At 46.7% G+C, this 22544-nt stretch carries 20 protein-coding genes and 1 tRNA gene; 14 read left to right on the forward strand and 7 right to left on the reverse strand.

Going from position 1 to position 22544, the window contains the following annotated elements:
- Nucleotides 1-190: 190 nt before the first annotated feature.
- The 5 genes from BP71_RS25295 to BP71_RS25315 all read right to left on the reverse strand — a co-directional run bounded on the left by BP71_RS25295 (nt 191) and on the right by BP71_RS25315 (nt 3054).
- Nucleotides 191-724, reverse strand: coding sequence for a hypothetical protein (locus BP71_RS25295; RefSeq protein ID WP_496384367.1), 534 nt, complete (start codon nt 722-724; stop codon nt 191-193).
- Nucleotides 725-795: 71 nt separating this feature from the next.
- A tRNA-Asn gene (locus BP71_RS25300) sits at nt 796-869 on the reverse strand.
- An 85-nt stretch (nt 870-954) separates the two neighbouring features.
- Nucleotides 955-1236: a hypothetical protein gene (locus tag BP71_RS25305; RefSeq protein ID WP_496384368.1), complete on the reverse strand. Its 282-nt coding sequence runs from the start codon at nt 1234-1236 to the stop codon at nt 955-957.
- 25 nt (nt 1237-1261) lie between these two features.
- Nucleotides 1262-1882, reverse strand: coding sequence for a 16S rRNA (guanine(527)-N(7))-methyltransferase RsmG (gene rsmG, locus BP71_RS25310; RefSeq protein WP_496384369.1), 621 nt, complete (start codon nt 1880-1882; stop codon nt 1262-1264).
- Entirely contained in the window at nt 1873-3054 is a 1182-nt protein-coding gene (locus BP71_RS25315; protein ID WP_496384370.1) for a glycosyltransferase, read from the reverse strand. Before BP71_RS25315 ends, rsmG begins: the two co-directional genes overlap by 10 nt.
- Nucleotides 3055-3114: 60 nt before the next feature.
- On the opposite strand from BP71_RS25315, the gene tgt reads away from it, so the two are divergent.
- The 13 genes from tgt (at nt 3115) to BP71_RS25380 (ending at nt 19787) form a co-directional block, all read left to right on the forward strand.
- Nucleotides 3115-4248: a tRNA guanosine(34) transglycosylase Tgt gene (tgt, locus tag BP71_RS25320; protein ID WP_496384371.1), complete on the forward strand. Its 1134-nt coding sequence runs from the start codon at nt 3115-3117 to the stop codon at nt 4246-4248.
- Nucleotides 4249-4473: 225 nt separating this feature from the next.
- On the forward strand, nt 4474-5931 hold the full coding sequence (locus BP71_RS25325) for an OmpA family protein (protein ID WP_496384372.1): 1458 nt from the start codon (nt 4474-4476) through the stop codon (nt 5929-5931).
- A gap of 123 nt (nt 5932-6054) precedes the next feature.
- On the forward strand, nt 6055-7161 hold the full coding sequence (gene glf / locus BP71_RS25330) for a UDP-galactopyranose mutase (protein ID WP_496384373.1): 1107 nt from the start codon (nt 6055-6057) through the stop codon (nt 7159-7161).
- A 117-nt stretch (nt 7162-7278) separates the two neighbouring features.
- Nucleotides 7279-9570 carry a GumC family protein gene (locus tag BP71_RS25335; RefSeq protein ID WP_496384374.1) on the forward strand — a complete coding sequence of 764 codons (2292 nt, stop codon included), beginning with the start codon at nt 7279-7281 and terminating at the stop codon, nt 9568-9570.
- A 25-nt stretch (nt 9571-9595) separates the two neighbouring features.
- Complete coding sequence (locus BP71_RS25340; protein ID WP_496384375.1) at nt 9596-10609, forward strand: N-acetylneuraminate synthase family protein; 1014 nt, start codon at nt 9596-9598, stop codon at nt 10607-10609.
- Nucleotides 10602-11750 carry a UDP-N-acetylglucosamine 2-epimerase gene (gene neuC, locus BP71_RS25345; protein WP_496384376.1) on the forward strand — a complete coding sequence of 383 codons (1149 nt, stop codon included), beginning with the start codon at nt 10602-10604 and terminating at the stop codon, nt 11748-11750. The genes BP71_RS25340 and neuC overlap by 8 nt, the downstream gene beginning before the upstream one ends.
- Nucleotides 11747-12463: an acylneuraminate cytidylyltransferase family protein gene (locus tag BP71_RS25350; protein ID WP_496384377.1), complete on the forward strand. Its 717-nt coding sequence runs from the start codon at nt 11747-11749 to the stop codon at nt 12461-12463. The genes neuC and BP71_RS25350 overlap by 4 nt, the downstream gene beginning before the upstream one ends.
- Entirely contained in the window at nt 12433-13794 is a 1362-nt protein-coding gene (locus BP71_RS25355; RefSeq protein ID WP_496384378.1) for a CDP-glycerol glycerophosphotransferase family protein, read from the forward strand. Before BP71_RS25350 ends, BP71_RS25355 begins: the two co-directional genes overlap by 31 nt.
- Nucleotides 13782-15176 (forward strand): O-antigen ligase family protein, encoded by a 1395-nt coding sequence (locus BP71_RS25360; RefSeq protein ID WP_496384379.1) that lies wholly within the window; start codon nt 13782-13784, stop codon nt 15174-15176. The genes BP71_RS25355 and BP71_RS25360 overlap by 13 nt, the downstream gene beginning before the upstream one ends.
- Entirely contained in the window at nt 15169-16140 is a 972-nt protein-coding gene (locus tag BP71_RS25365; protein ID WP_496384380.1) for a glycosyltransferase family protein, read from the forward strand. Before BP71_RS25360 ends, BP71_RS25365 begins: the two co-directional genes overlap by 8 nt.
- Before the next feature lie 327 nt (nt 16141-16467).
- Nucleotides 16468-17220, forward strand: a complete 753-nt coding sequence (locus tag BP71_RS25370; RefSeq protein ID WP_496384381.1) for a TerC family protein — start codon at nt 16468-16470, stop codon at nt 17218-17220.
- Between the two features lie 13 nt (nt 17221-17233).
- Nucleotides 17234-19219: a DNA primase gene (gene dnaG, locus BP71_RS25375; protein ID WP_496384382.1), complete on the forward strand. Its 1986-nt coding sequence runs from the start codon at nt 17234-17236 to the stop codon at nt 19217-19219.
- Between the two features lie 22 nt (nt 19220-19241).
- The gene (locus BP71_RS25380) at nt 19242-19787 is read left to right on the forward strand and encodes a DUF4136 domain-containing protein (RefSeq protein ID WP_496384383.1); all 546 of its coding nucleotides are present in this window, start codon (nt 19242-19244) and stop codon (nt 19785-19787) included.
- 71 nt (nt 19788-19858) lie between these two features.
- Here BP71_RS25380 and BP71_RS25385 read toward each other — a convergent pair whose 3' ends face one another.
- Complete coding sequence (locus BP71_RS25385) at nt 19859-20161, reverse strand: YtxH domain-containing protein (protein ID WP_496384384.1); 303 nt, start codon at nt 20159-20161, stop codon at nt 19859-19861.
- Nucleotides 20162-20216: 55 nt separating this feature from the next.
- On the opposite strand from BP71_RS25385, the gene BP71_RS25390 reads away from it, so the two are divergent.
- On the forward strand, nt 20217-21368 hold the full coding sequence (locus BP71_RS25390; RefSeq protein WP_496384385.1) for a WD40/YVTN/BNR-like repeat-containing protein: 1152 nt from the start codon (nt 20217-20219) through the stop codon (nt 21366-21368).
- Between the two features lie 45 nt (nt 21369-21413).
- Here the strand turns inward: BP71_RS25390 and BP71_RS25395 are convergent, their stop codons facing one another.
- A complete protein-coding gene (locus BP71_RS25395) occupies nt 21414-22421 on the reverse strand; it encodes a YpdA family putative bacillithiol disulfide reductase (RefSeq protein WP_496384386.1) in 1008 nt (335 codons plus the stop codon).
- Nucleotides 22422-22544 lie beyond the last annotated feature (123 nt).

Raw genomic sequence — 22544 nt, forward strand, 5'->3', positions numbered from 1 at the left:
CCTTTTCCCGCCACTTCCTGGCGAGATCCGAGGTCGCCGACCGCAGAAAGTGCTCGACCGTTTTCTTGATGGCTTCTCCGCGCTCGACCTCGATATTTACCGTGGGGGAGTTGTTGATCGAGTAGTAAAGAATAAAGTTCGGATCTCCCGGCGCTACCCGTTTCCAACGTTCTACAAACGCGGATCCATATTAAACGTTTACTGACATGAGATCCGGTTTACAAGGCATTCCGTCTTTGAATCCTATACCCCTCACCCTCCATGTTGTTTTAGGTATAAAACCCCATAACAGCTCGAATTCGAACATATCTGACTCCACTGACGGGTTTCTAACTTCAACTGCCCTGAGAAATTTTACAAAATTATCGTTGGTCACCGACGGCAAGATCGTGATGGACTTTTCATTGCTGTCACTTATCTTATATTGGATTCTCCAATAACGATCATGTTGGAGGTCGGAGCTCAGGTCGAGCTTAATCGCAGTAATGGAGGAAAGAGGAATTTTGGTTTTCCTATTATAGTAAAAAAATTCCTCGTCGAATTTGAGATCGCGGTTGAAGAAGCCATTTCTAATCCAATACAAACCAACCGCCGAAGACACAAAAACCATCACGTCTCCTGCTCCAAGCGCCCCCTTCAGGACAAGGTGGATACCGAAAATTAAATCGGCCGTAATAACTATCAACGTGGAAAGGCGCTTCATGCTAATTCTAAGGGTAGCCAAGTATTGCAACTTTTATTGCAACAAAAGAAAAAAGCACTTAGCAATTTCTTGCTAAGTGCTTCATTTTCAAGCTCCCGAAGCTGGGCTCGAACCAGCGACCCTCTGATTAACAGTCAGATGCTCTAACCGGCTGAGCTATTCGGGAATCATTATCCGGTTGTTGTACTCGAATTGTGGTGCAAATCTAAGAATTCAAATTATATAGCGCAAGTATAACTTTGAAAAAAATCTTACGCCTGCACTTTGGCCAGTATTAACTCCTTGACTCTCTTCGCATCCCCCTTTGTAAAATTATTGATAATAATTTCCGGACGCATCCGGGGAATGATGCGGATCGTCGAAAAGAACACGCCGCTTTCGATTTCCACCCCTGAGATGTCAGAATAAAAAACAAAGTTATCCGTGCTCTTGAATAGTTTCCTGACCTTAAAGGTTACGCCTTTCTCTCCGAATGTGACTTCATCAGGGAAAAACGGGTTCATGAGCCCACTGGCGCTGAATCGTTCGTTCATATGGATAGGTTATTTTAATAATGAGTTACAAAGGTACATATACGACTTTCTTGGTTTCAAAGAATTCTTCTGCAAAGAAACCTGAAAGCTCGTAGGTTCTGGCTTTTTGCGGGATTTCAGAAAGCTCTTCCGTCAGGTCACCACCTTTTAGATATAAAATTCCGTTCCTAAGTTCATGGAAGGAATTGCGGCTGATATTCTTCCTCACCCACCCTACAAATGGGGCCATGCGTGTAACAGCCCTGCTTACCACAAATTCATAGCTTTCTTCTAGCTTCTCGGCACGCACCTGCTCCGCCACTACATTGTCGAGTTTCAGCGCCTGCGCGATCTCCTGCACAACGCGGATTTTTTTGCCGATGCTGTCGACCAGGTGAAACTTGGCCTCCGGGAACATGATCGCCAGAGGTATGCCCGGAAACCCTCCGCCTGTTCCGACATCCAGAATGTTCGTATTCGGGCGAAATGCCTGAACTTTGGCGATCCCGAGCGAATGCAGGATGTGCCGCTCGTACAACGTATCGATATCCTGGCGGGAAATCACATTGACACGGGCATTCCAATATTCATATAGCTCACTCATCTGCCCGAACTTGTCACGCTGATCGACTGTGAGTTCCGGGAAATATTTATCAATTAATTCCATGATTTACGGGGTTTTCTGCTCGTCATGGTCAAAAACCCGAAAACGAGATAATAAACAAAAAGCGCAAAATCCATCAATAAAAAGCTGAACCACTCTACGGTTTTATCCAGCTTGATATTAATGATGATCAATAAGAACCACTGAATGATCCATCTGACGCCGAAAACAATTCCAAGACATTGAAGCAACCAAACATCTTTCGTTATCAATGCAAACGCCAACGTGATCGCCCCCAGCAGCCACACCGCCATGTGTGAACCGGAAAGGATTCCCAGCAAAATTTTATTACGCACCTTATAGTAGCGGCTCACCGAAATGTGCCGCCGCTTCTGGCGGAACCAGTCTTTCCAGTTTGTCTTGGGTAGAGAATATACAAACGAATCCTCTTCGACCGAGATCGTTGTATTCGAACTCGTCGCGACCTCATTGAGAAAAATATCGTCGTCCCCACCAAACACATGCTTATGGGTATAAAAGCCTTTATTGGCAAAAAAAACAGAGCGCTTATATAATATGTTACGCCCGACACCCATATAGGTAAGTCCGGCCAGCGCAAATGACAAATACTGAACGGCTGTATAGAAGGTTTCACAGCGAATAAACCAATTCAGTAAACCCTTTTGTTTGAAATAAGGCGAGAATCCCAGGACGATGTCTTTATCCTCGGCCACACGCGACGTCATTGCAGTAATCCAGTGCCCGGATGAAGGCCTGCAATCGGCGTCAGTCATAAGTGCAATGGGATACTTCGCCTGTTTCATTCCAACCGTCAGCGCATATTTTTTAGGAGTCACATGATCGAACTGATCATTGATTCGAATATAGCGGATGTGTTTCCAGCTATTGATATTTTCCCGGATGTACTCCTCGCTGCCGTCGTCGGAACGGTCGTCCAGCAGAATCACCTCAAATTCCGGATATTCCTGTGCATCAAGCAAAGGGATCAGCTCCGTCAGATTCTCCCTTTCATTCCACGCACAAACCAGCACTGTGACGCCCGGCATCGCGTTGCCGTAATTAGCGCCCTTACCATAAAATGCCAGCCGTGTAAAGAAGAAGAGATAATAGAATAACTGAACAGCTACAAACGCCCCTAGCGCATAGAGTAAAAAATCGGCCACAACAGAAGAGAGATGTAAAATTTTTCCATATTCATGCAAATATACTGTCATTGTCAGGAATGTTCGAGACGATACCCCTATTTTTGCACATCAGCAATTTAAAACCTTTTAATGAAGTTTACATTACAAGTTGAGGATCCCCATTCGAAAGCAAGGGCCGGATTGATCGAGACGGATCATGGGGTAATCCAGACTCCCATCTTCATGCCTGTGGGAACCGCGGGAACAGTTAAGGCAGTACATCAGCGAGAGCTGAAAGAGGATGTTAAGGCTCAGATCATTTTAGGAAATACCTATCATTTATATCTCCGACCCGGTCTCGATATCATGGAAAAGGCGGGCGGGCTACATGCTTTCAACGGCTGGGACAGGCCTATCCTGACCGACAGCGGTGGATATCAGGTGTATTCCCTGGCTGGTACCGGCAGAAAGATCAACGAAGAAGGTGTGGTATTTAAGTCACACATTGACGGTGGCGTACACACATTCACGCCGGAGAACGTCATGGACATACAGCGGACGATCGGCGCAGACATCATGATGGCGTTTGATGAATGTACACCCTACCCATGCGATTTCACCTACGCGCGAAAATCCATGGAAATGACCCATCGCTGGTTACTCCGCTGCTGCGCAAGATTTGACAATACCTCCGCTTTGTACGGTCACAGCCAAACGTTATTCCCTATCGTTCAGGGAAGTGTCTATAAAGATCTCAGAAAGCAATCCGCCGAATTTATCGCATCATGCGACAGGGAAGGTAATGCAATCGGTGGTTTGTCTGTTGGCGAACCTGCCGAAATCATGTACGAACTTACCGAGGTGGTTTGCGACATCCTGCCGAAAAATAAGCCACGCTACCTGATGGGCGTGGGTACACCAGCCAATATACTGGAATGCATTTCCCTGGGAGTGGATATGTTCGATTGCGTAATGCCCACACGTAATGCACGTAATGGCATGATTTTTACAACAGAGGGAATTATCAATATCCGCAATGAGAAATGGAAGGACGATTTGTCGCCGATTGACGCAGCCCTGGGTGGATACGTTAGTACATTTTATAGTAAGGCGTATCTCAGGCATCTTGTAAAATCCGGGGAAATGCTCGGATCTCAGATCGCCAGCATCCATAACCTTACCTTCTATTTGTGGCTGGTAAACAGCGCGAGAGAGAAAATAATAGAGGGAAATTTCGCGTCCTGGAAGCGGGAAATGGAAAAAAAATTAATTCAACGGCTTTGAAAGTTCATAAAAGGAGGTTTCTTTCGGGTAAAATTTGAATTAAAAATCAGAAACTTTCCCATTTGTATCAACTTCGGTTGATTAAGTGATATTGATAACCTATTTTTGTGCGCACTAGGCATTTGGTTAATGTTGCGATTAGCCGTGAAATAAATAATATAACTTTACTCATAAATTGACTATAGCTCAATCCTAGTTAATCTTAATAACGCTAACTTGAATAGTATGAAAAAAGTATCCCAGTTGATTGGTTCGTTTGCCTTGGGAGCAATGATGGCGCTGCCTTCATTTGCACAACCGCTGGTGCAACCGAATTCTCCGGATTACAATCCAAAAGCGACGTACGATGGCCCCTACAAATTGAACACCTGGTCAATTTCAGCACACTTCGGCCCGACGCTCTTTTTTGGCGATTTAAGAGAATATGACTTCTGGCCTGTTACCAAAACAAACTCTGACAGCCACAAGGAATCCGGAACTTTTCAAGGAGGCCTCACTTTAAACAAACAACTTTCATATCTGTTCGGAGCTCGTCTGGACGCGTCTCTGGGTAGCCTGAGAGGTATGAAACGTCGTAACTATAGCCGTTATTTCGAAGGTAATTACTTTGATGTTTCGCTTTCGGGAACCGTTAACCTGAAAGGCCTCCTGATGGGTCCTAACAAAATGAAGCGCTGGAAGATCGACGCGTATGCAGGTATCGGACAGGTGTTTTATGATGCGACTGCATACGACCTGACTGGTGGTGTTAACCTTCGTGAAACAGGCAAAATGAACGACTGGATCGTCCCAACCGGTTTGAATATCAACTACGAAGTAACTCCAAGAATCGATATCGGTCTCGACTTCCGTTTGACCCACACCAACTCTGACTTCCTGGACGCTACTTACGGCGGTGATTACGACAGAACGCCAAGCAACGTTGAAATCAAAGATCAGTACAAAACTTCCCACAAAGGAAACTCTGAACTGGACAGCTATGGATACGGAGCAATCCAGGTAACTTACAAACTGGGCAAGAAACCACTTAAAGTTGCTAAAGTGGACGGCAAATGGGATTACAAACCAGAAGAAGGCGGATATTACCACCTGCGCTACACAGACCCACGTGTGTTGGTTAAACCTCCAAAGATCCTGACACTCGAAGAAATGGACTCTGTTGCAAAAGCAAACCGTCCTAAAGATATCGACCCACGTTTGCTGCTTGATACAGATGGTGACGGTGTTTCTGACTTCTTCGATAAAGAGCCTAACTCACCTGCCGGAAGTATTGTTGACGGTAGCGGTCGTGTTCTTGACTTCGACTCTTACGTAAAAAATGCATTGGCAACCGGTGCAGCTTGCAGCGAAATCTTCGCGAACGTTGCATTCGATACAGACAAAAACGTGATCAAGCCTGAGTATCAGGAAATGTTGAAAAACGTAGCTGCCCTGATGAACAAAAACGGATGCCGTTTGCAACTGGCTGGTCATACAGACCGTCGTGCATCTGACCGCTACAATGTAGCATTGTCACGCCGCCGCGTAGATGCAGTGAAAAACTTCCTGATCAACGAAGCTGGTCTGTCTGACCCAAGTAAAGTGATCGTAGATTACTTCGGATCGTTCAAGCCTATCGCAGACAGCGCAACCCGCGCAGGTTTACAGAAAAACCGTCGTGTAGAACTTAAACTTCTTCCTTAATAGTTTAAGAAACGACTAAAAGAGAAAGGCTCCCGTCGGGAGCCTTTCTCTTTTTAATATATTCACACGCTCATTTGAAGGAGCCAGTTAGCCACATCATAACATAAAGCAAGCAGAGGATTAATGAAACAATACGATTATCTGATAGTAGGTGCCGGTTTATGGGGTTCGGTCTTTGCTCATGAAGCAACCAAACGAGGAAAAAAATGCCTGGTTATCGATCGCCGGGATCATATTGGCGGCAATGTATATTGCGAGACTGTAGAAGGGATCAATGTGCATAAATATGGTGCGCATATATTTCACACCAATGACAAGGACATCTGGGACTATGTCAATTCATTCGTTGAATTCAACCGTTATACCAACTCTCCTGTTGCCAACTTCAATGGAGAACTGTACAACCTCCCGTTCAACATGAATACTTTCTATCAGTTGTGGAAAGTACGCACACCGGAAGAAGCCAAGGAAAAAATCCGTCAGCAGGTCGAAGAGGCCGGAATCAAAGATCCCCAAAACCTGGAAGAGCAAGCTATTTCACTGGTCGGAACCGACATTTATGAAAAGCTGATCAAAGCCTACACGGAGAAACAATGGGGGCGAAAGGCCTCCGAGCTTCCCGCGTTCATTATCAAACGGCTCCCAGTCCGGTTTACATTTGATAACAACTATTTTAACGACCGCTACCAGGGTATCCCGATCGGTGGATACAACAAGCTCACCGAAGGACTTTTAAAAGATGTGGAGGTGAGATTGGGCGTCGATTTCTTCCAGGAAAGAGAAGCATTGACTGCATTGGCCGAGACTACCGTTTATACCGGGCCCATTGATGAATATTTTGATTTCCGCTTCGGACAGCTGGAATACCGGAGCCTCCGGTTTGAAAATCAACTGCTGGATACGGAAAATTATCAGGGTAACGCGGTGGTTAACTACACCGATGGTGAAACCGCTTTCACCCGGATCATAGAACACAAGCATTTCGAATTCGGGACGCAACCCAAAACCGTCATCACACACGAGTATCCGCAGGAATGGGTAAAAGGTGCCGAACCTTATTATCCCGTCAACGATGACAAGAATACCGCCGTTTTTAACCATTATAAGGCATTGGCTTCCGACGAAAAAAATGTGATCTTCGGAGGAAGATTAGCCGAGTATCGTTATTATGACATGCACCAGGTTGTAGCGTCGGCTCTCAAAAAAGTGAAAGTCCACTTCGACTCATAGTGAATCAAAAGCAAAAGAAGCCCGTTTCAGCCTTGAAACGGGCTTCTTTTGCTTTTTGCAAGAAAAAAACTTTAAAACTCCGTTACTTTAATTACAATCCCGCGTCTAAACCGTACGATGATTAGTCCCGTACGGCTCATGCACGCACAAAAGTTCGATATACCTGAGAGCAGGAAAATGCACGACTGGCCCAACAGTCTATTCTGGAAGCGTGTAAAAATCCACAAATACTGGTTTGTATGCTCATCTCTCGCCTCTGTATGCTTCGGGCTTCTCTATCTGCGATACAAAACGCCTCACTACCTGATCACCGCCTCGCTCCTTGTCAGGGACGATTCAAGAGGCAGCGATTTTCAGGAAGCTGCGCTGCTCGAAAGTTTCGGCATCCCAGCCTCAGCCAGCAGCGTTGAAAATGAAATCGAGATTCTGAAAAGCCGTACCCTGCTGGCACAGGTAATCGACGATTTGCAGCTGACGATCCGATACTTCGCAAAGGGCAGATTGAAAACCACTGAGCTCTACGAGAAAACGCCTTTCACAGTAAGATTTGTCAAAAAAATTTCGGGTACCCCGGACACCTATTGGTTGAAGTTTGAAAGCAACAACACCTTCATCGTTGAAACAGCAAAAAGCAGCACCACAGGCATCATCGGCGATACGTTGAGCCTGGCTAACGGCCTTGCCATAATCAACGGTACCCGTTTTAAACCGGCGACGGACTGTGACTATTTTTTTACCACATCCCGGAAGGCTGACATGCTCGACGAATACGATAAAGCCCTGACCGTTACGGCACCTAATAAAACGGCAAGCCTGGTCAACCTATCGATCAGAAATGTCCTGCCGGCAAAAGGAGAAGCAATCCTTCAACAACTGGTCGCTGATTATCAAAAAGCAAGCATCGACGAAAAAAACAAAATTGCCGATAACACCATCGCATTTATCAACAAGAACCTCGGGAAAATTTCAGCCGAACTGGCCAAAGTTGAAACCGGGATTGAAACCTTTCGCCGAAAAAACCGGATCATAGACATCACAGAAGACGGCCGGCAAACATTACAAAATTTCTCCCGCTATGCCGCTGAAGAAAAGGAACTGACGGTAAGGCTTAAAATTATGGCTGCATTGGAGGATCATCTCTCTCAACACTCGGGAAGCATTATCCCATCCTCATTGTACCAACAAGCAAGTGGCTTTGTCGACCTGGCGGTAAAATACAATGAAATGCAATTGCAGAAAACTCAAAAGCTGGTCTCGCTACCCAGCCGGCATCCGGACGTCATAGCGATTAGCAGTCAGCTCGAAACGATCCGGAACAGTCTGATGACCGGCCTGCAATATCAAAGGAAAGAACTTGGGATCAGCATTGCGTCGATCCGCGATTACCGGAAAGAATTCAACGAAGAAATCAACCGGATTCCCCGCCAGGAAAAGCTTTTTCTTAGTCAATCGCGTGAGCAGAATATCCAACAGGAATTATATCTGTTCCTGCTAAAAAAGCGCATGGAAACAGCCATTTCCCGCTCTTCAAATATTCCCAACGCACGAATCGTCGATCGCCCCGAAGCCGGGCAAATACCGATAACACCTGATAAACCACTCACCCTGCTAATCTCGTTTCTTATCGGAATTACTTGTCCGCTTGTTATGCTTTACTGCAAACAAATCTTCAACGACCGGGTGACTTCCAGGGATGAAGTCCAGGAAGAATGTAATGCCCTCATTATCGGAGAACTCAACCAGCAACAACGAATCTCAGACAATCTGTTTCGTTCCGAAAGCAGAAGTTTCATCGCCGAACAATTCAGGACATTACGAACCAATATCCAGTTTTTGGCCGAGTCCCGACAACATAAGGTTATCCTGCTAACCTCCGCGATGGCGGGAGAAGGGAAGTCGTTTGTCGGTACGCACCTGAGCCGCTCGCTCGCACTTGCGGGAAAAAAGATATTGCTCATCGATTTTGACCTTCGAAAACCTACGTTGGCGCGTAATCTGCAACTTGATAGTACCGGACTGACCGATTTCCTCACCGGGGAGAAAGAACTCATCGTTCAGCGAAGCCAGCCCGCTTTCCCTTTTGACTTTCTGGCCTCGGGCGGCCAGCATCCTGATCCGGCTGAATTACTCCTTTCATCCAAAATCGGTGAAATGATCGGCACATTCCGGGACCGGTATGATTATGTCCTGCTTGACAGTCCGCCCATCGGCCTGGTTTCCGACGCCCGCATCCTCGGACGGCAGGCCGACATGACCCTTTACATCATTCGCCAGGATTTCACGTTCCGGCACCAGTTGGCAAGTATTCAAAAGCTTGTGGCTGAATCACAGCTCCCAGATATTCACCTGGTTATCAATGGCATGAAACATCTGCATTCCTATCAATACCGCTACTACTCAAATAACTAAGTATATCAACATCACACCGACACGCATGAAAAAAGAAATTTACATAATTGCTGAAGTTGGCCAGGCTCACGCCGGAAGCATTACGATGGCTCATTCGTACATTGATGCATTGGCTCAGGCCGGAGTCGACGCAATCAAATTCCAAATGCACATCGCGGATGCCGAGAGCAGTATCCACGAGGATTTTAGGACCACCATTCCCTATCACATCGGCACCCGTACCGATTATTGGAAAACAATGGAATTCACAATAAATGACTGGAGTGGGCTGAAGGTGCATTGTGACAACGTCGGGCTGGATTTCATAGTCAGCCCATTTTCAGTGGCTGCGGTAGACATCTTACGGGAAACCGGCGTGTCTAAATTCAAAATCGGCTCAGGTGAAATCGATAACTATCTGATGCTGGACAGAATTGCATCCACTGGTAAAGAACTGGTCTTATCATCCGGTATGAGTTCATGGATCGAACTCGACGATACCGTAGCTTTCCTGCGGGCACGAAATGCCCGTTTTTCAATTCTTCAATGCACGACATCCTATCCTACACAACCTCACCAATGGGGTTTGAATGTAATAAGCGAACTACAAAACCGCTATCAGGTACCTGTGGGACTTTCGGACCATTCGGGAGACATATTTGCCTGCCTTGCCGCTGCCGCCCTCGGAGCTAAAATTCTGGAATTTCATGTCATATTCGACAAAAGGATCGAAAGTCCCGATACATCATCATCCATTACCATCGATCAGGCAAAAACGATGGTCACCGGCATAAGGCACATCGAGATTGCGCTGAACTCTCCGATTGACAAAAGCAACAATGAGGAGTTTACCCGATTAAAAACACTTTTCGGTAAATCGCTATCAGTAAACAAACAGTTGCCAAAAGGATCTCAGGTACGGCAGGAGGATTTGGAATCCAAAAAGCCGGCTGGCTACGGAATTCCCCCGAGGCATTATAACGAAGTACTGCAGAAAATCCTGACCCGGGATATGCAGCAATGGGAATTCCTGGCTGAAATCCATCTTGGCAATGCGTAAAATCTGCATCGTCATTACCGCCAGGGCAAGTTACAGCCGCATAAAATCAGTATTGACAGCGATCAAAGCCCACCCTTCTCTCGAACATCAAATTGTAGTGACTGGTAGTGCCCTACTAGGTAGGTTCGGCAATATTATTCCACATATCCGAGCAGAAGGTCTCGAAATTGCAGGCACCATTGCCAATCTGCTGGAAGTCGAGAACCTGACTTCCTCCGCCAAGACGACCGGCCTCGCCGTTATCGAACTGGCTACTTTCTTTGCAAATCATCAACCGGATATGGTGATCACAATAGCAGACAGATTCGAAACCATTGCCACTGCCATTGCTGCGATTAACATGAACATTCCGCTTGTTCATATTCAGGGTGGTGAGGTGACAGGCAGCATTGATGACAAAATCAGGAATGGAGTTACCCAGCTTGCAGATCTCCATTTCGTTGCAACCGAACAATCGAGAAAACTCCTGATCGACAAGGGCATTCCCCCTGGCCGTATCCATTGCACAGGATGCCCTTCCATTGATCTCATCCATAGCCATAATCCGCTCCAATTCGACCCTTACGACATTTACGGTGGCGTGGGATCCAGGCCTGATCTGAATTCTCCTTACCTCGTTGTTCTTCAGCACCCCGTCACCACCGAGGCCGAACATTCAAGATGGCAAATCGACCGTACATTGGACGCGATCGTAATACTGAACATCCCTACCATCTGGTTCTGGCCAAACGCTGATCCGGGAAGCACTGGTATCTCACAGGGAATCCGGGCATTCAGAGAACGGCACACAAAAGCTCCCATCCATTTCTTCAAGCACATGGAGTCAGGGCATTTTATAGAATTACTCAAAAAATGTGTCTGCCTGATTGGCAATTCCAGCGTGGGAATCCGGGAAGGCAGCTCCATGGGAATTCCGGTGGTAAATATCGGGAACCGGCAATGCGGACGGGAGAGAGGCGCCAATGTGATAGACTGCAAACCGGAGACCAGGTCCATCGTATCTGCGATCCAACATCAGCTCGCCCACGGACCCTATGAGCCTGTACATCTCTATGGAAACGGAGAGGCCGGTAAAAAAATCGCCCATCTGCTGGCTACTACATCCATTATTGTTGAAAAACATATTCATCCTACCCAATGAAACCCAAAGTCCTTGGATTAATACCGGCCAGAATGGGTTCAAAAGGGATTCCAGGTAAGAATATGAAAGTGTTGGGGGAAAAACCACTCATTCAATATACCATAGAATCTGCGCAGCAATCCGACTTACTGCATACTTTAACGATCTCCACCGACAGCCCGGAAACGATCCGTTTTGCGCAACAATTTCATCGTATCTCTGTCCCCTTCCTTCGCCCCGCCGAATTAGCAACAGACCATGCACCAATGATAGATGTTGTCCGACATACTATTAGCTACTATGGCAATGCCGGGCATTACTTTGACTTTGTCATGCTCCTCCAACCGACATCTCCATTCCGTAAACCCGGCTTAATTGACCAGGCTATCCGTCAGATCGTCGACCGGAGTGCAAATAGCCTGGTGACAATCCGAAGAATACCGGAGCAGTTTAACCCGCACTGGGCATATCAGGAAAAGGGAAGTTTTCTTGAAAAAATCTTGCAGGAGTCTATCATCACAAGAAGGCAGGATTTACCCCCTGCGTACTATCGGGACGGCCAGATCTATATCACGCAAACCTCGCTCATTCAGGAAGGCAACATGGCAGGAGCCAAGATATCCGCCTTGATCAATGACGATATATTCAGCATAAATCTCGATACCCACGCAGACTGGATCCAGGCAGAAGCCATCATACAAAAATGGAAAGACGAACAAACGGTAATATCCTGATAATCATCACAAACATTTTCGCTGCGATGAATGTCATCCATTCCGGTCTGGCAAAAAAACTGGAAGAAGAGTACATCCTATCGATCATGTCCGATCTAATCACCCATAGAGATATTGAGCATTTAAACGGGCATTTCCAAACATCCATGCAACTACTGCCTGTGACCATTCCGAAAGTAAGCAGGCCGGTGCAGTGGTTACGCATTTCGCAGAAATTCCTATTCTACCACCTTTTTAAAATTGAGACACTGGATATCAAGATTATGCAGCGCTCCGGAGTGTTACGACAGATCATTCGGACAACTGCGGAAAGTCCCGCAATGCAATGCCTGTCAAAACTACTGCTCATACTTATCCGAAAAATACTGATCAGGTTAATAACCCGACGGCAACGATATTTGAGTTTGAGTCGATATCGCTTCGTCGGAGTTGTTTCCACGTCCCCGCTGGATATCCGGGAAAACGAGATTGCGAATTCCCTGAAAATTAAGAAAGCGGCGATAGTCATCAGTTGGGACAATCTTACTTCCAAGGGGCTGATGAACGCAGACCATGACCTCATCATCGTTTGGAACCGCTTTATGGCCGACGAGTATCGCCGGTTTCACTCGATTTTCGGGGTGAGCGGGCAAATTGAGATTACCGGCATTCCCCGGTTTGACTTATACTTCCGGGAAAAGAGTTTACACGAAGCATTATGCGAAATCCAGCCTCAGTTACCAATCAGATCGGAAGAAAAAGTGATTCTATTTGCGACCAGTGCTACCAGGCACATCACCTGCCAACGCTATATCCTTGAACACCTCGTCGAATATTCAGAGACAAAACCCGACGTTGTGATATGGGTACGCTGCCATCCGGGCGATGATCTGGCGAGTTATCAGCATTTTGCAGATATCCCTCATATACGTCTCATTTCACCTTTCCGGGATTCCCTATTCAACGCCCGGATCCCGCCCTTGGATTTCCTCCACACCCTTCACGCACAACTGCGGGTATGTCATGTCTGTGTACAAGTCGCATCCACCGTGCGTTTGGACGCAGCAGCATGCGACAAACCGGTTGTCAGCATCGCTTACGACGAATGCGAAACTCGTTACCTGCGATCTGTCGGCAGGCTTTACGACTACACACACCAAATCCCGTTGAATCGTCTCGGCATAGATCACCGGATTCACAGCAAGCAGGAGTTATTCGAAAAACTGGATGAAATTCTGAATACGCCCAGCGGAAAACTGAATTACAAAAGTGCGATCATTCCGCTTATCCATCACTCCAAACCGATATCAACCGAACTCACTAAAAAATACATTTACAAATGGTTGAGATAATTGGCGAAGCATTTCTCAAAGCACTGCTGGCTCTTCTTATTGCATGGTTTTGCACAACCATGTTTGATGCCATAGCAGCCCTTGGCGGGAGTAATAGTCAAGCGACAATCGTCCTGGCATTCTACCTGTACTGCTTCTTTGTGCTATTTTTCAGTTCTGCGCATAGACTATTTCACATCCTCAGCATTCCGGTTCTGACACAATTCCTGCATTTATTTCAGAAATACGACTTCCCTGCGGGCGCCAACTCTCTCTGGCGCCTCTTGCCATTTCTGCTTTTGAATATCTACTTGTCCGATTTTATACTCAGGAATAAACCCCGGCTCAATCGCTCCAACAAATTGCTGATAGTTTCATGGCTCCTGCTCCACTTTATCTTGCTTATTATTTCTCCTAACCTGCCAGATATCATAACGGGAGCATTTATCCTTTTTCTTGGAACGCTTCCAATGTATTATTTATATCTGAATGCGCTATCCAGAATTCCCGGCTTCAATTCAGAACTCGAAGGCTCTCTTTGCCTTATTTTCCTGATTCTCTCTGTCGGAACGTTTGGCCTGGTATTCGCTGGCGCCCAATACAAAGGTTCGGATAATCTACTGGTAACCAGGAATATTTCGGATACCAATGTCACAATGGCTTACTTTATACTATTATGGCCATTTGTACTGTGTTTTGTCCAACGTTTCGGTAATGGGTCGTTTTGGGTTTCGGCGATGACGCTGATTTTCGCCGCCGTGGTGCTCCTTTCATTTTCCCGTGGTGCGGTATTCATCGTCGCCCCTTACCTCGCCTGCTCCCTGTTGTTTGCCAGAGGGTTTTGGCGTTTTGCAGGACTCGCGCTGACCGGAGTTTTGCTAATGCCATATGTTGCAAAACTCTCCGCCATCATCAATGAAGAACTTGCATATTCGTGGCAATTGCGTTTCGCGGATTTTCAATCCTTCATTCCTGCGTTGCAACAATTACAGGAAGCCAGCGGTCGCACTGAGATCCGTTCGATGGCTTACAGGCTCTTTCTGGAAAATCCCGTCTGTGGTCATGGAATAGGTAGCTTCGAAGTGCTCGGGCCAGGCTACCGGGAGGCACATTCCATGTTCTTCACCCTCCTCGCCGAACAGGGCCTGGTTGGCACGGTCTACAATTATTCTATTTTAGCAGGTCTTGGTAACAGTCTGCTGCGACTTACGATGCTGGACAAAAAGCATTCGTTGCTCTTGCTGGCATTAATCGCATATCTGGTTTTTGTTCATTCGGTAGGCAGCGTATTTGTGATTATCCCGGCCAAAAGCATCACCATCAACTGCATCGCTCCGATCCTGCTAATGTCGATTCATTTTTACGGAAAACACATCCGGTTAATGTGTCATGCCGATGCGTAAAATTCTGATCATCGGCAAAATGCCACCACCGATTGGCGGAGTGACAGTTCATGTAAAGAGACTAACGGAAAGTTTGCGGCAACGAGGTTTTGGCTTCGCTTTCTGTGATCCGGGGAATGACTCAGCAATAAGCATCTTCAACAAAATCGTCAGGCACCGGATCGTCCATATTCATTTTTCAAGGCCATGGCTTCAACTGGCGTTCGCCATTTTTTGTCGCGTAACTGGCAAAAAGTTAATCATCACCTATCATGGACAATGGGGACGATATAATACTTTTGAAAATTATGCAGTGACCCTTTCGTCGATGCTGGCATCGGTTCCTATCGTGCAGGATCATACGAGCCTTTGCGTGGCGAGGTTACGGAATAAGCGCGCAAGGCATATCTCCACCTTTATTTCTTCCCCTGACACCGCCCCAATCTCCCCCATGCTAGCCAGGGAAATCGTTGACAAAAAGAAGAATTATAGGCACACTTTCTGCACTAACGCCTGGAACGTTACATTTGACAAAACTGGTAGGGAAATATATGGCATTTCTGAAATGGTCCACTGGTTTTCAGATCATCCGGAATACCTGCTCCTAATGTCCGATCCATCGGAAACCTACCGAAAATTCATTGGAAGAAAATTCAATCGAATACCTAACAATGTGCTGTTCATCAGCGAACAGCACGACTTCAGGCAAATCCTGAAATTATCAGATGCTCTGATCCGCAACACGACTACGGACGGGGTGTCGCTGTCTGTTCACGAAGCAAGAGAACTGAATGTACCTGTCTTAGCCTCAAACGCCGTAAATCGGCCCGCATTTTGCAGTGTTTTCGAAGCATTCTCAAAGATCGATTTGGAAGAGAGTCTTGCCGAAGCAAGAAAGCGCTGTACTGCGCCAGCCAAGTATAAAGACCCGATCAGTGCGCTGACCGATATATACAGACTTTTGCAAGAAAGCTGCCATAAATAATTGACAATCAACATAAAAAAACAAAGGCATAGAAAAATTTCCATGCCCTGTTTCACACTATACACACACTATATTTTTAATATCTATATATCGTTTTGATAAATTTCCTGTTACATTTCAATACCGCAAAATAACAAACTAAAGTAATCAGAAAAAAACTTTAGGCTGCGAATTTCAAAATTCTAATGAGAAAATAATGGACATTTCCGTAAAAATTTTCTCTATCGGATTCCCTATACGTCAAAATTACGGAAAAATGGCGTAATTATTGTTCAAACTACTCTGCCTGATTACTTTCGCGAAACCAACACTCACCAAACTCATTGCATGGAATCACTTTTGACCACAGACGCACTCATCAGCCTCCTCACGCTTACCCTACTCGAAGTCGTTCTGGGAATAGATAACGTCATTTTCATCACAATTGTTTCAGGTAAGCTTCCGGCTGACCAAAGGAAGAAGGCTCAAAACAATGGCCTGCTCATTGCCTTAGTACTGAGAATAGCATTACTTTTTGCGATTTCCTGGGTTATTGGCCTAAAACAAGATCTGCTCAACCTTTTCGGACATGGGTTCAGTGGCCGTGACCTCATCTTGCTCGGAGGCGGTTTGTTTCTGCTTTACAGCACCACCAAGGAAATTCACCATAAGCTGGAAGGTGAGCCTGAGGATCTGCCATCCGGTGATATTTCCGGGAAAAAGTCGATGACCTTCGGTAGCGCCCTGGTTCAGATCGCATTGCTTAACATCATCTTTTCCTTCGACTCTGTACTGACGGCCGTCGGATTAGTGAAGGAAGTGCCCATTATGATCGTTGCCGTCGTCGCCTCGACTTTTATTATGATCGCTTTTGCGGCCAAAATCGGTGATTTTGTAAATAATCACCCCTCTATTAAAATTTTGGCGCTCTCATTTTTGTTGATGATTGGTACGCTCCTCGTAGCAGAGGCATTCCACTATGAAATCCCCAAAGGTTACGCCTATTTCGCGATGGCCTTCTCGTTTTTTGTAGAACTGCTGAACATGAAGCTGGATAAAAAAACAAAGAATCCGGTGAAGTTGCGCGACCACGTCAACTGAGCCACCTGAAATTATGCGCATTAATCCCGAAACCGTAGAGAGAATCAAGCACGCCGCAGATATTGTGGAGGTTGTCGGGGATTTTGTTTCCTTAAAGAAAAAAGGGGCCAATTATTCCGCGTGCTGCCCGTTTCATAACGAGAAAACGCCATCCTTCAACGTCAATCCTTCACGACAGATCTACAAATGCTTCGGTTGCGGCGCGGCAGGCGATTCTATCAAGTTTGTGATGGACGTGGATGGCATCGGCTATGGCGAAGCGTTGCGGTACCTGGCCGGCAAATACAATATAGAGATTGAGGAGGAAGAACTTACAGACGAGGAAACCGTCCGCCAGAATGCGCGGGAAAGTCTGTACATCATCCTCAATTACGCGAAGAACTATTATCAGCATCAGCTACATAACAGCGATGAAGGCCAGTCAATCGGTTTGAGCTATTTCCGGGAACGAGGGTTTACGAACGAAATCCGTAAGAAATTCGAGCTCGGATACAGTCTGGATAACTGGGATTCCTTCTCCAAAGAAGCATTAGAAAAAGGCTATTCCGCCGAAGTCCTGGAAAAAGCGGGCCTTCTTATCCATAAAGAGGGCAGTCAAACCGCCGGCTACGACCGTTTCAGAGGCCGGGTAATTTTCCCGATTCACAACATCGCGGGAAAAACGATCGCATTTGGTGCGAGGATATTAAAGTCTGACAAAAATCAACCTAAATATCTCAACTCCCCCGAAACCGAGGTCTATCACAAGAGCGAAGTACTTTACGGCATTTTTCAGGCCAAGAATGCAATCCGGCACCTCGAGCATTGTTATCTGGTGGAGGGTTACACCGACGTCATTTCCCTGCATCAGGCCGGAATCGAAAATGTCGTCGCTTCATCAGGTACGTCGTTGACGGTCGAGCAAATCCGGCTGATTGGTCGCTTTACCCCCAATATTACGATTCTGTATGACGGTGATATGGCAGGGATCAAGGCTGCATTACGCGGGCTGGACCTTGTATTGGAAGAGGGCCTGAATGTCAGCGTCGTTCTTTTCCCGGACGGGGAAGATCCCGACAGCTATGTCAGGAGAGTAGGAGCAGAGGAATTTAAATCACACCTCAAAAAAGCCTCGAAAGACTTCATTACCTTCAAAACAGAAATCCTTTTGCAGGATGCGGGGAACGATCCTTTCCGACTCGCGGCTGTGATTCAGGAGGTTGTTAACAGCATCGTTAAAATCCCGGACGCGATCAAGAGGCAGGTGTTCTTCCATCGTACTTCGGAAATGATGCGGGTAGACGAGCAAATGCTGATTACGGAAGGAAACAAGTTGCTTCGCAAACAGCATGCGGCTAAACCGACGGAAAGGCAACCCCGTCAATCCAACTCCGAACCGGATGATCTGGATGCATTGTTCAGCGACGGGTTCGGCCCGGGAGCGGGTGAACCTACGGTCAATCCTTTTGTTCCCGAAGAAGCTGCGCCCGAAGCGTTTCAAAGGACAAAACTGCATTACCAGGAAGAAGCATTCGTGAAATTGCTCGTCGTGCATGGCACGCGGGAGCTGGAGCCCAGCATTACCGTATGTCAATATGTGCTGGAGCAAATAGAGGGGATTGACTTGAAGGATCCTGTATTCCACCATTTACTGACGCTTTTCCGCGAAAATTTTAATCGCAAGCAGGTATTGCCAACCAATTATTTCCTGCAACATCATGAGGCGGATATCAGGAATCTCACCATCGAATGGCTAACCCAGAAGCATGAGCTCAGTGAATTGTGGAAGGACAAGTATGAGATTTACGTCCCTTTCGAGACGGACGTGCTGGATAAAACGGCATTCAATAATATTCTCAGATTGAAAAAGGCCTTTATTGAAGAAAAAATGAAGGTATGCCTCCAACAGGCAACTCAGGCGCGCACGGAAGAGGAGCAGCTCGCCGTCATGACCGAATTCATGTTCTACAAGGGCATTAGCATGGCTGCGGCGAAAGAGTTGGGAAGTGTTATCGGATAATTAACCTAAATATACGCTTCATATGAAAAACGGGCTGTTTTTAACTCTTCTCAGCTTCTCTGTCTTGCTCAGTGCCTGCGGATCGTCTTACAAAATTTTGAAAACCAGGAAGGCCGATTCGTTCAAACTTTCGGATTATCCCACATATGGTTTTTTTGACGTTGAAGCGACCGGGGATACCTTGTCCAGGAACTACGAGCAAAATGTGGGTATTATCAAAGAAGCCATTGCTAAAAATCTTCAGGCCCGCGGCCTCGACGAAGCCCGTGACGCGAGCCTGAAAATCAATATCGCACTGAATGTGAAAGAGCAGGTGCAGACGCGGCAAACCGACTTTCGTACCGACGGGCTTCCCCGCTACATGGGTCAGCGTCGCTATTCGTGGAAAAGCGAGGAGGTGGTAACGGGCAAATACCGTGAAGGAACGATCGTCGTGGATCTGGTAGATGCAGCAAACAACCGCATGGTGTGGCAGGGAGGTGCCAGCGGGATCATTCCGGAGAAAACAAAGAATTTCAAGGAAGACATCAACCAGGCGATCAGTGAGGTAGTAGCGAAAATCCCCTGATCATGATCACGAAAAAAGGGCCACTCTTTGCGGGAGCAGCCCTTTCAATGTCGTGAATATCGGAGTTGTTATTATGCATTGTTGTTGACCACACTGCGAACCCTTTCGTTCACATTGTCAGCCACAGCAGTTGCCTTATCTTTTGCAGTACCTACGTTCTTAACGAATCCTTCTTTGAGCTTATCGGCCAGATGAGAAAGTTCTTCAAGGCTTTTTTCATACTTGTCTTTGGCGGTTCCACCCAGATCATTCGCCTTATTTTTAAGCAACTTTCGGGTATCCTTACCATTTTTAGGAGCCACCAGAAGACCAATCGCTATACCCGTCAACAATGCTCCGATTGAGCCGATCAAAAATTTTTGGTTCTTGTTCATATGAATTTCCTATTTTGTGTTGATAATCATTAGAACTGAAAAATAACAAAATACTGTGCCACTTCGCAAATCAGCGTCCCAATTTCCATTGAACGGCCTTCATGCAGTTGTCCTGCTACTCGTTTTCTTCCTGACAATAAGCTACGCCCACGCTCAATGGAATGTCATCGATATCAAAACGAAGATCCATATGCGCGCAGTACACGCGGTCGCTCCCACTATCTGCTGGATAGGCGGGACGAAAGGCACCGTTCTGAAAACAACGAACGGCGGCCATACCTGGATCACCTACAAGGTATCCGGAGCGGATTCCCTCGATTTCCGTGATATACATGCATTCGATAAACAGGTGGCTGTTGCCATGAGTGCCGGGGAATCCGAGAAGGACAAAGCCCGTATTTACAGAACAGAAGATGGCGGCGAAAGCTGGAAGCTTGTGTACCAAACTACACAAAATGGGGTTTTTCTGGATGGAATCGACTTTTGGGATAAAAATAAAGGCATTTGTCTGGGCGATCCTGTTCAGAACAAACTGTTCATTCTCACCACGGATGACGGCGGAAAAAGCTGGCAGGAACTTCCGCTCGACAAACGTCCCGCAGCCGAACCCGGCGAGGCCTGCTTTGCCGCCAGCGGCACTTCTATTGTGACTAACGGAAATGGCGTGGCGTTCATAGGCACCGGTGGCAGCAAAATGGCTCGCGTTTTCAGATCGGGAGATTACGGCCGGACCTGGCAGGTTTCTGCGACGCCGCTACCCGCCGGACCGACCAGCGGCATTTTCGGTTTGCATTTCTGGTCTAAAAAAAATGGAATTGCAGTTGGAGGTGACTATAAGAAGACCACAGATTCTACACAAAATGTGCTCCTGACCACTGATGGCGGTATCAACTGGACATTGGCGGGTATGACCAAACCAACAGGATTAAAGGAATCGGTGACAATCTACCATAAAACCAATGCGACCTGGAATGGCGACACTCAGATCCGTTCGGATAACTACGCATTGGTCGCATCCGGTCCGTCGGGCAGCAGCGTGTCTCTCGATCGCGGCAAAACCTGGGGGGTACTGGGAAAAGAAGGTTTTCATTCGCTCAGCTTCGCCGGTAACGTCGGTTACGGCGTCGGAGCAAATGGATTAATTGGAAAAATCGAGAAGATTTCTACTAAAAAGAAGAAACGTAAGCTCGTATTTGTCGAAGAATAATCTCGGTATACATGCGTGGCGACGGCCGCGACGCCCTCCCGACATTTAAATCCGATCGATCAGCTCCTTCACCTTTCGTACTTCACGTCCTGCCAGATGATCCGCAATCGCAGCTGCGTGATCACGTCCATTTTCAATGAACACTTTTTCAGTAAATACGCCGGCGAGCACGGTGCCGCAGAGGTAAAGCCCCGGCACATTGGTTTCGAAAGTCTCCCTATCGTATTCCGGTACTTTGGTGACCGGATCGAGTGTAACACCACAACGAGCGAGCAAATGTTCGTCGGGCAGATAACCGACCAACAAGAATACGAAATCGGCATGCAACCATTCCTCTTCACCGGTTTCGGTGTTTGCGATCAGCATTCTGCCTGGTTCAATGGCCTTTGTGATGGAATTAAACCGTGTATGGATCTTTCCCTCCTTCACCCTGTTTTTAACATCCGGGATCAGCCAGTATTTTACCTTAGTGCGAAAGTCGGCCTCCTTGTGCACGATTGTGACGTGTGCATCGTGCCGGTACAGTTCCAATGCAGCTTCCACAGACGAATTCGAACCTCCGACCAGCACTACATGGGTATAAGAATACCGAAACGGCTCATCGTAGTAATGCGAAACATGAGGCAGGGTTTCTCCGGGCACATTCAACATGCGGGGTACATCGAAATAGCCGGTTGCCAGGATTACATTTTTAGATTGAAACACCTGGCCATCATTGGAATAAGTCAGAAATGTACCATCGGCTTGCTTTTCGCTCCGGTCCACATCAATAAATAACCTGAAATTCAAGTGATAGTAGCCTGCTACCTTGCGATAATACTGCAATGCTTCATTGCGGTTAGCCTTCACATCCGAAATGGCGAAAGGAATACCTCCGATCTCGATATTCTCGGCTGTCGAGAAAAACTTCATCCGCCGCGGATAGCGCCGGATAGATTCCGTCAGGTTTCCTTTTTCCAGAATCAGGTAGTCGAGGCCACTCTTGGCCAGCTCAATACCCATTGCCAGCCCGCATGGGCCGCCACCGATGATAATTGCGTCGTAAATGTGCATTTTAGTTCAGCTATCGGCCGGCTGGTTTCAGCGACCACCTCTCTTTTAACCCCCTAATTTAGATATTGGTTTCTGAACTTTGTAAATTAGCTATCTGTTCAGAATGTCTGATAATACCAATTT

The organism is Dyadobacter ginsengisoli DSM 21015, from assembly GCF_059568735.1.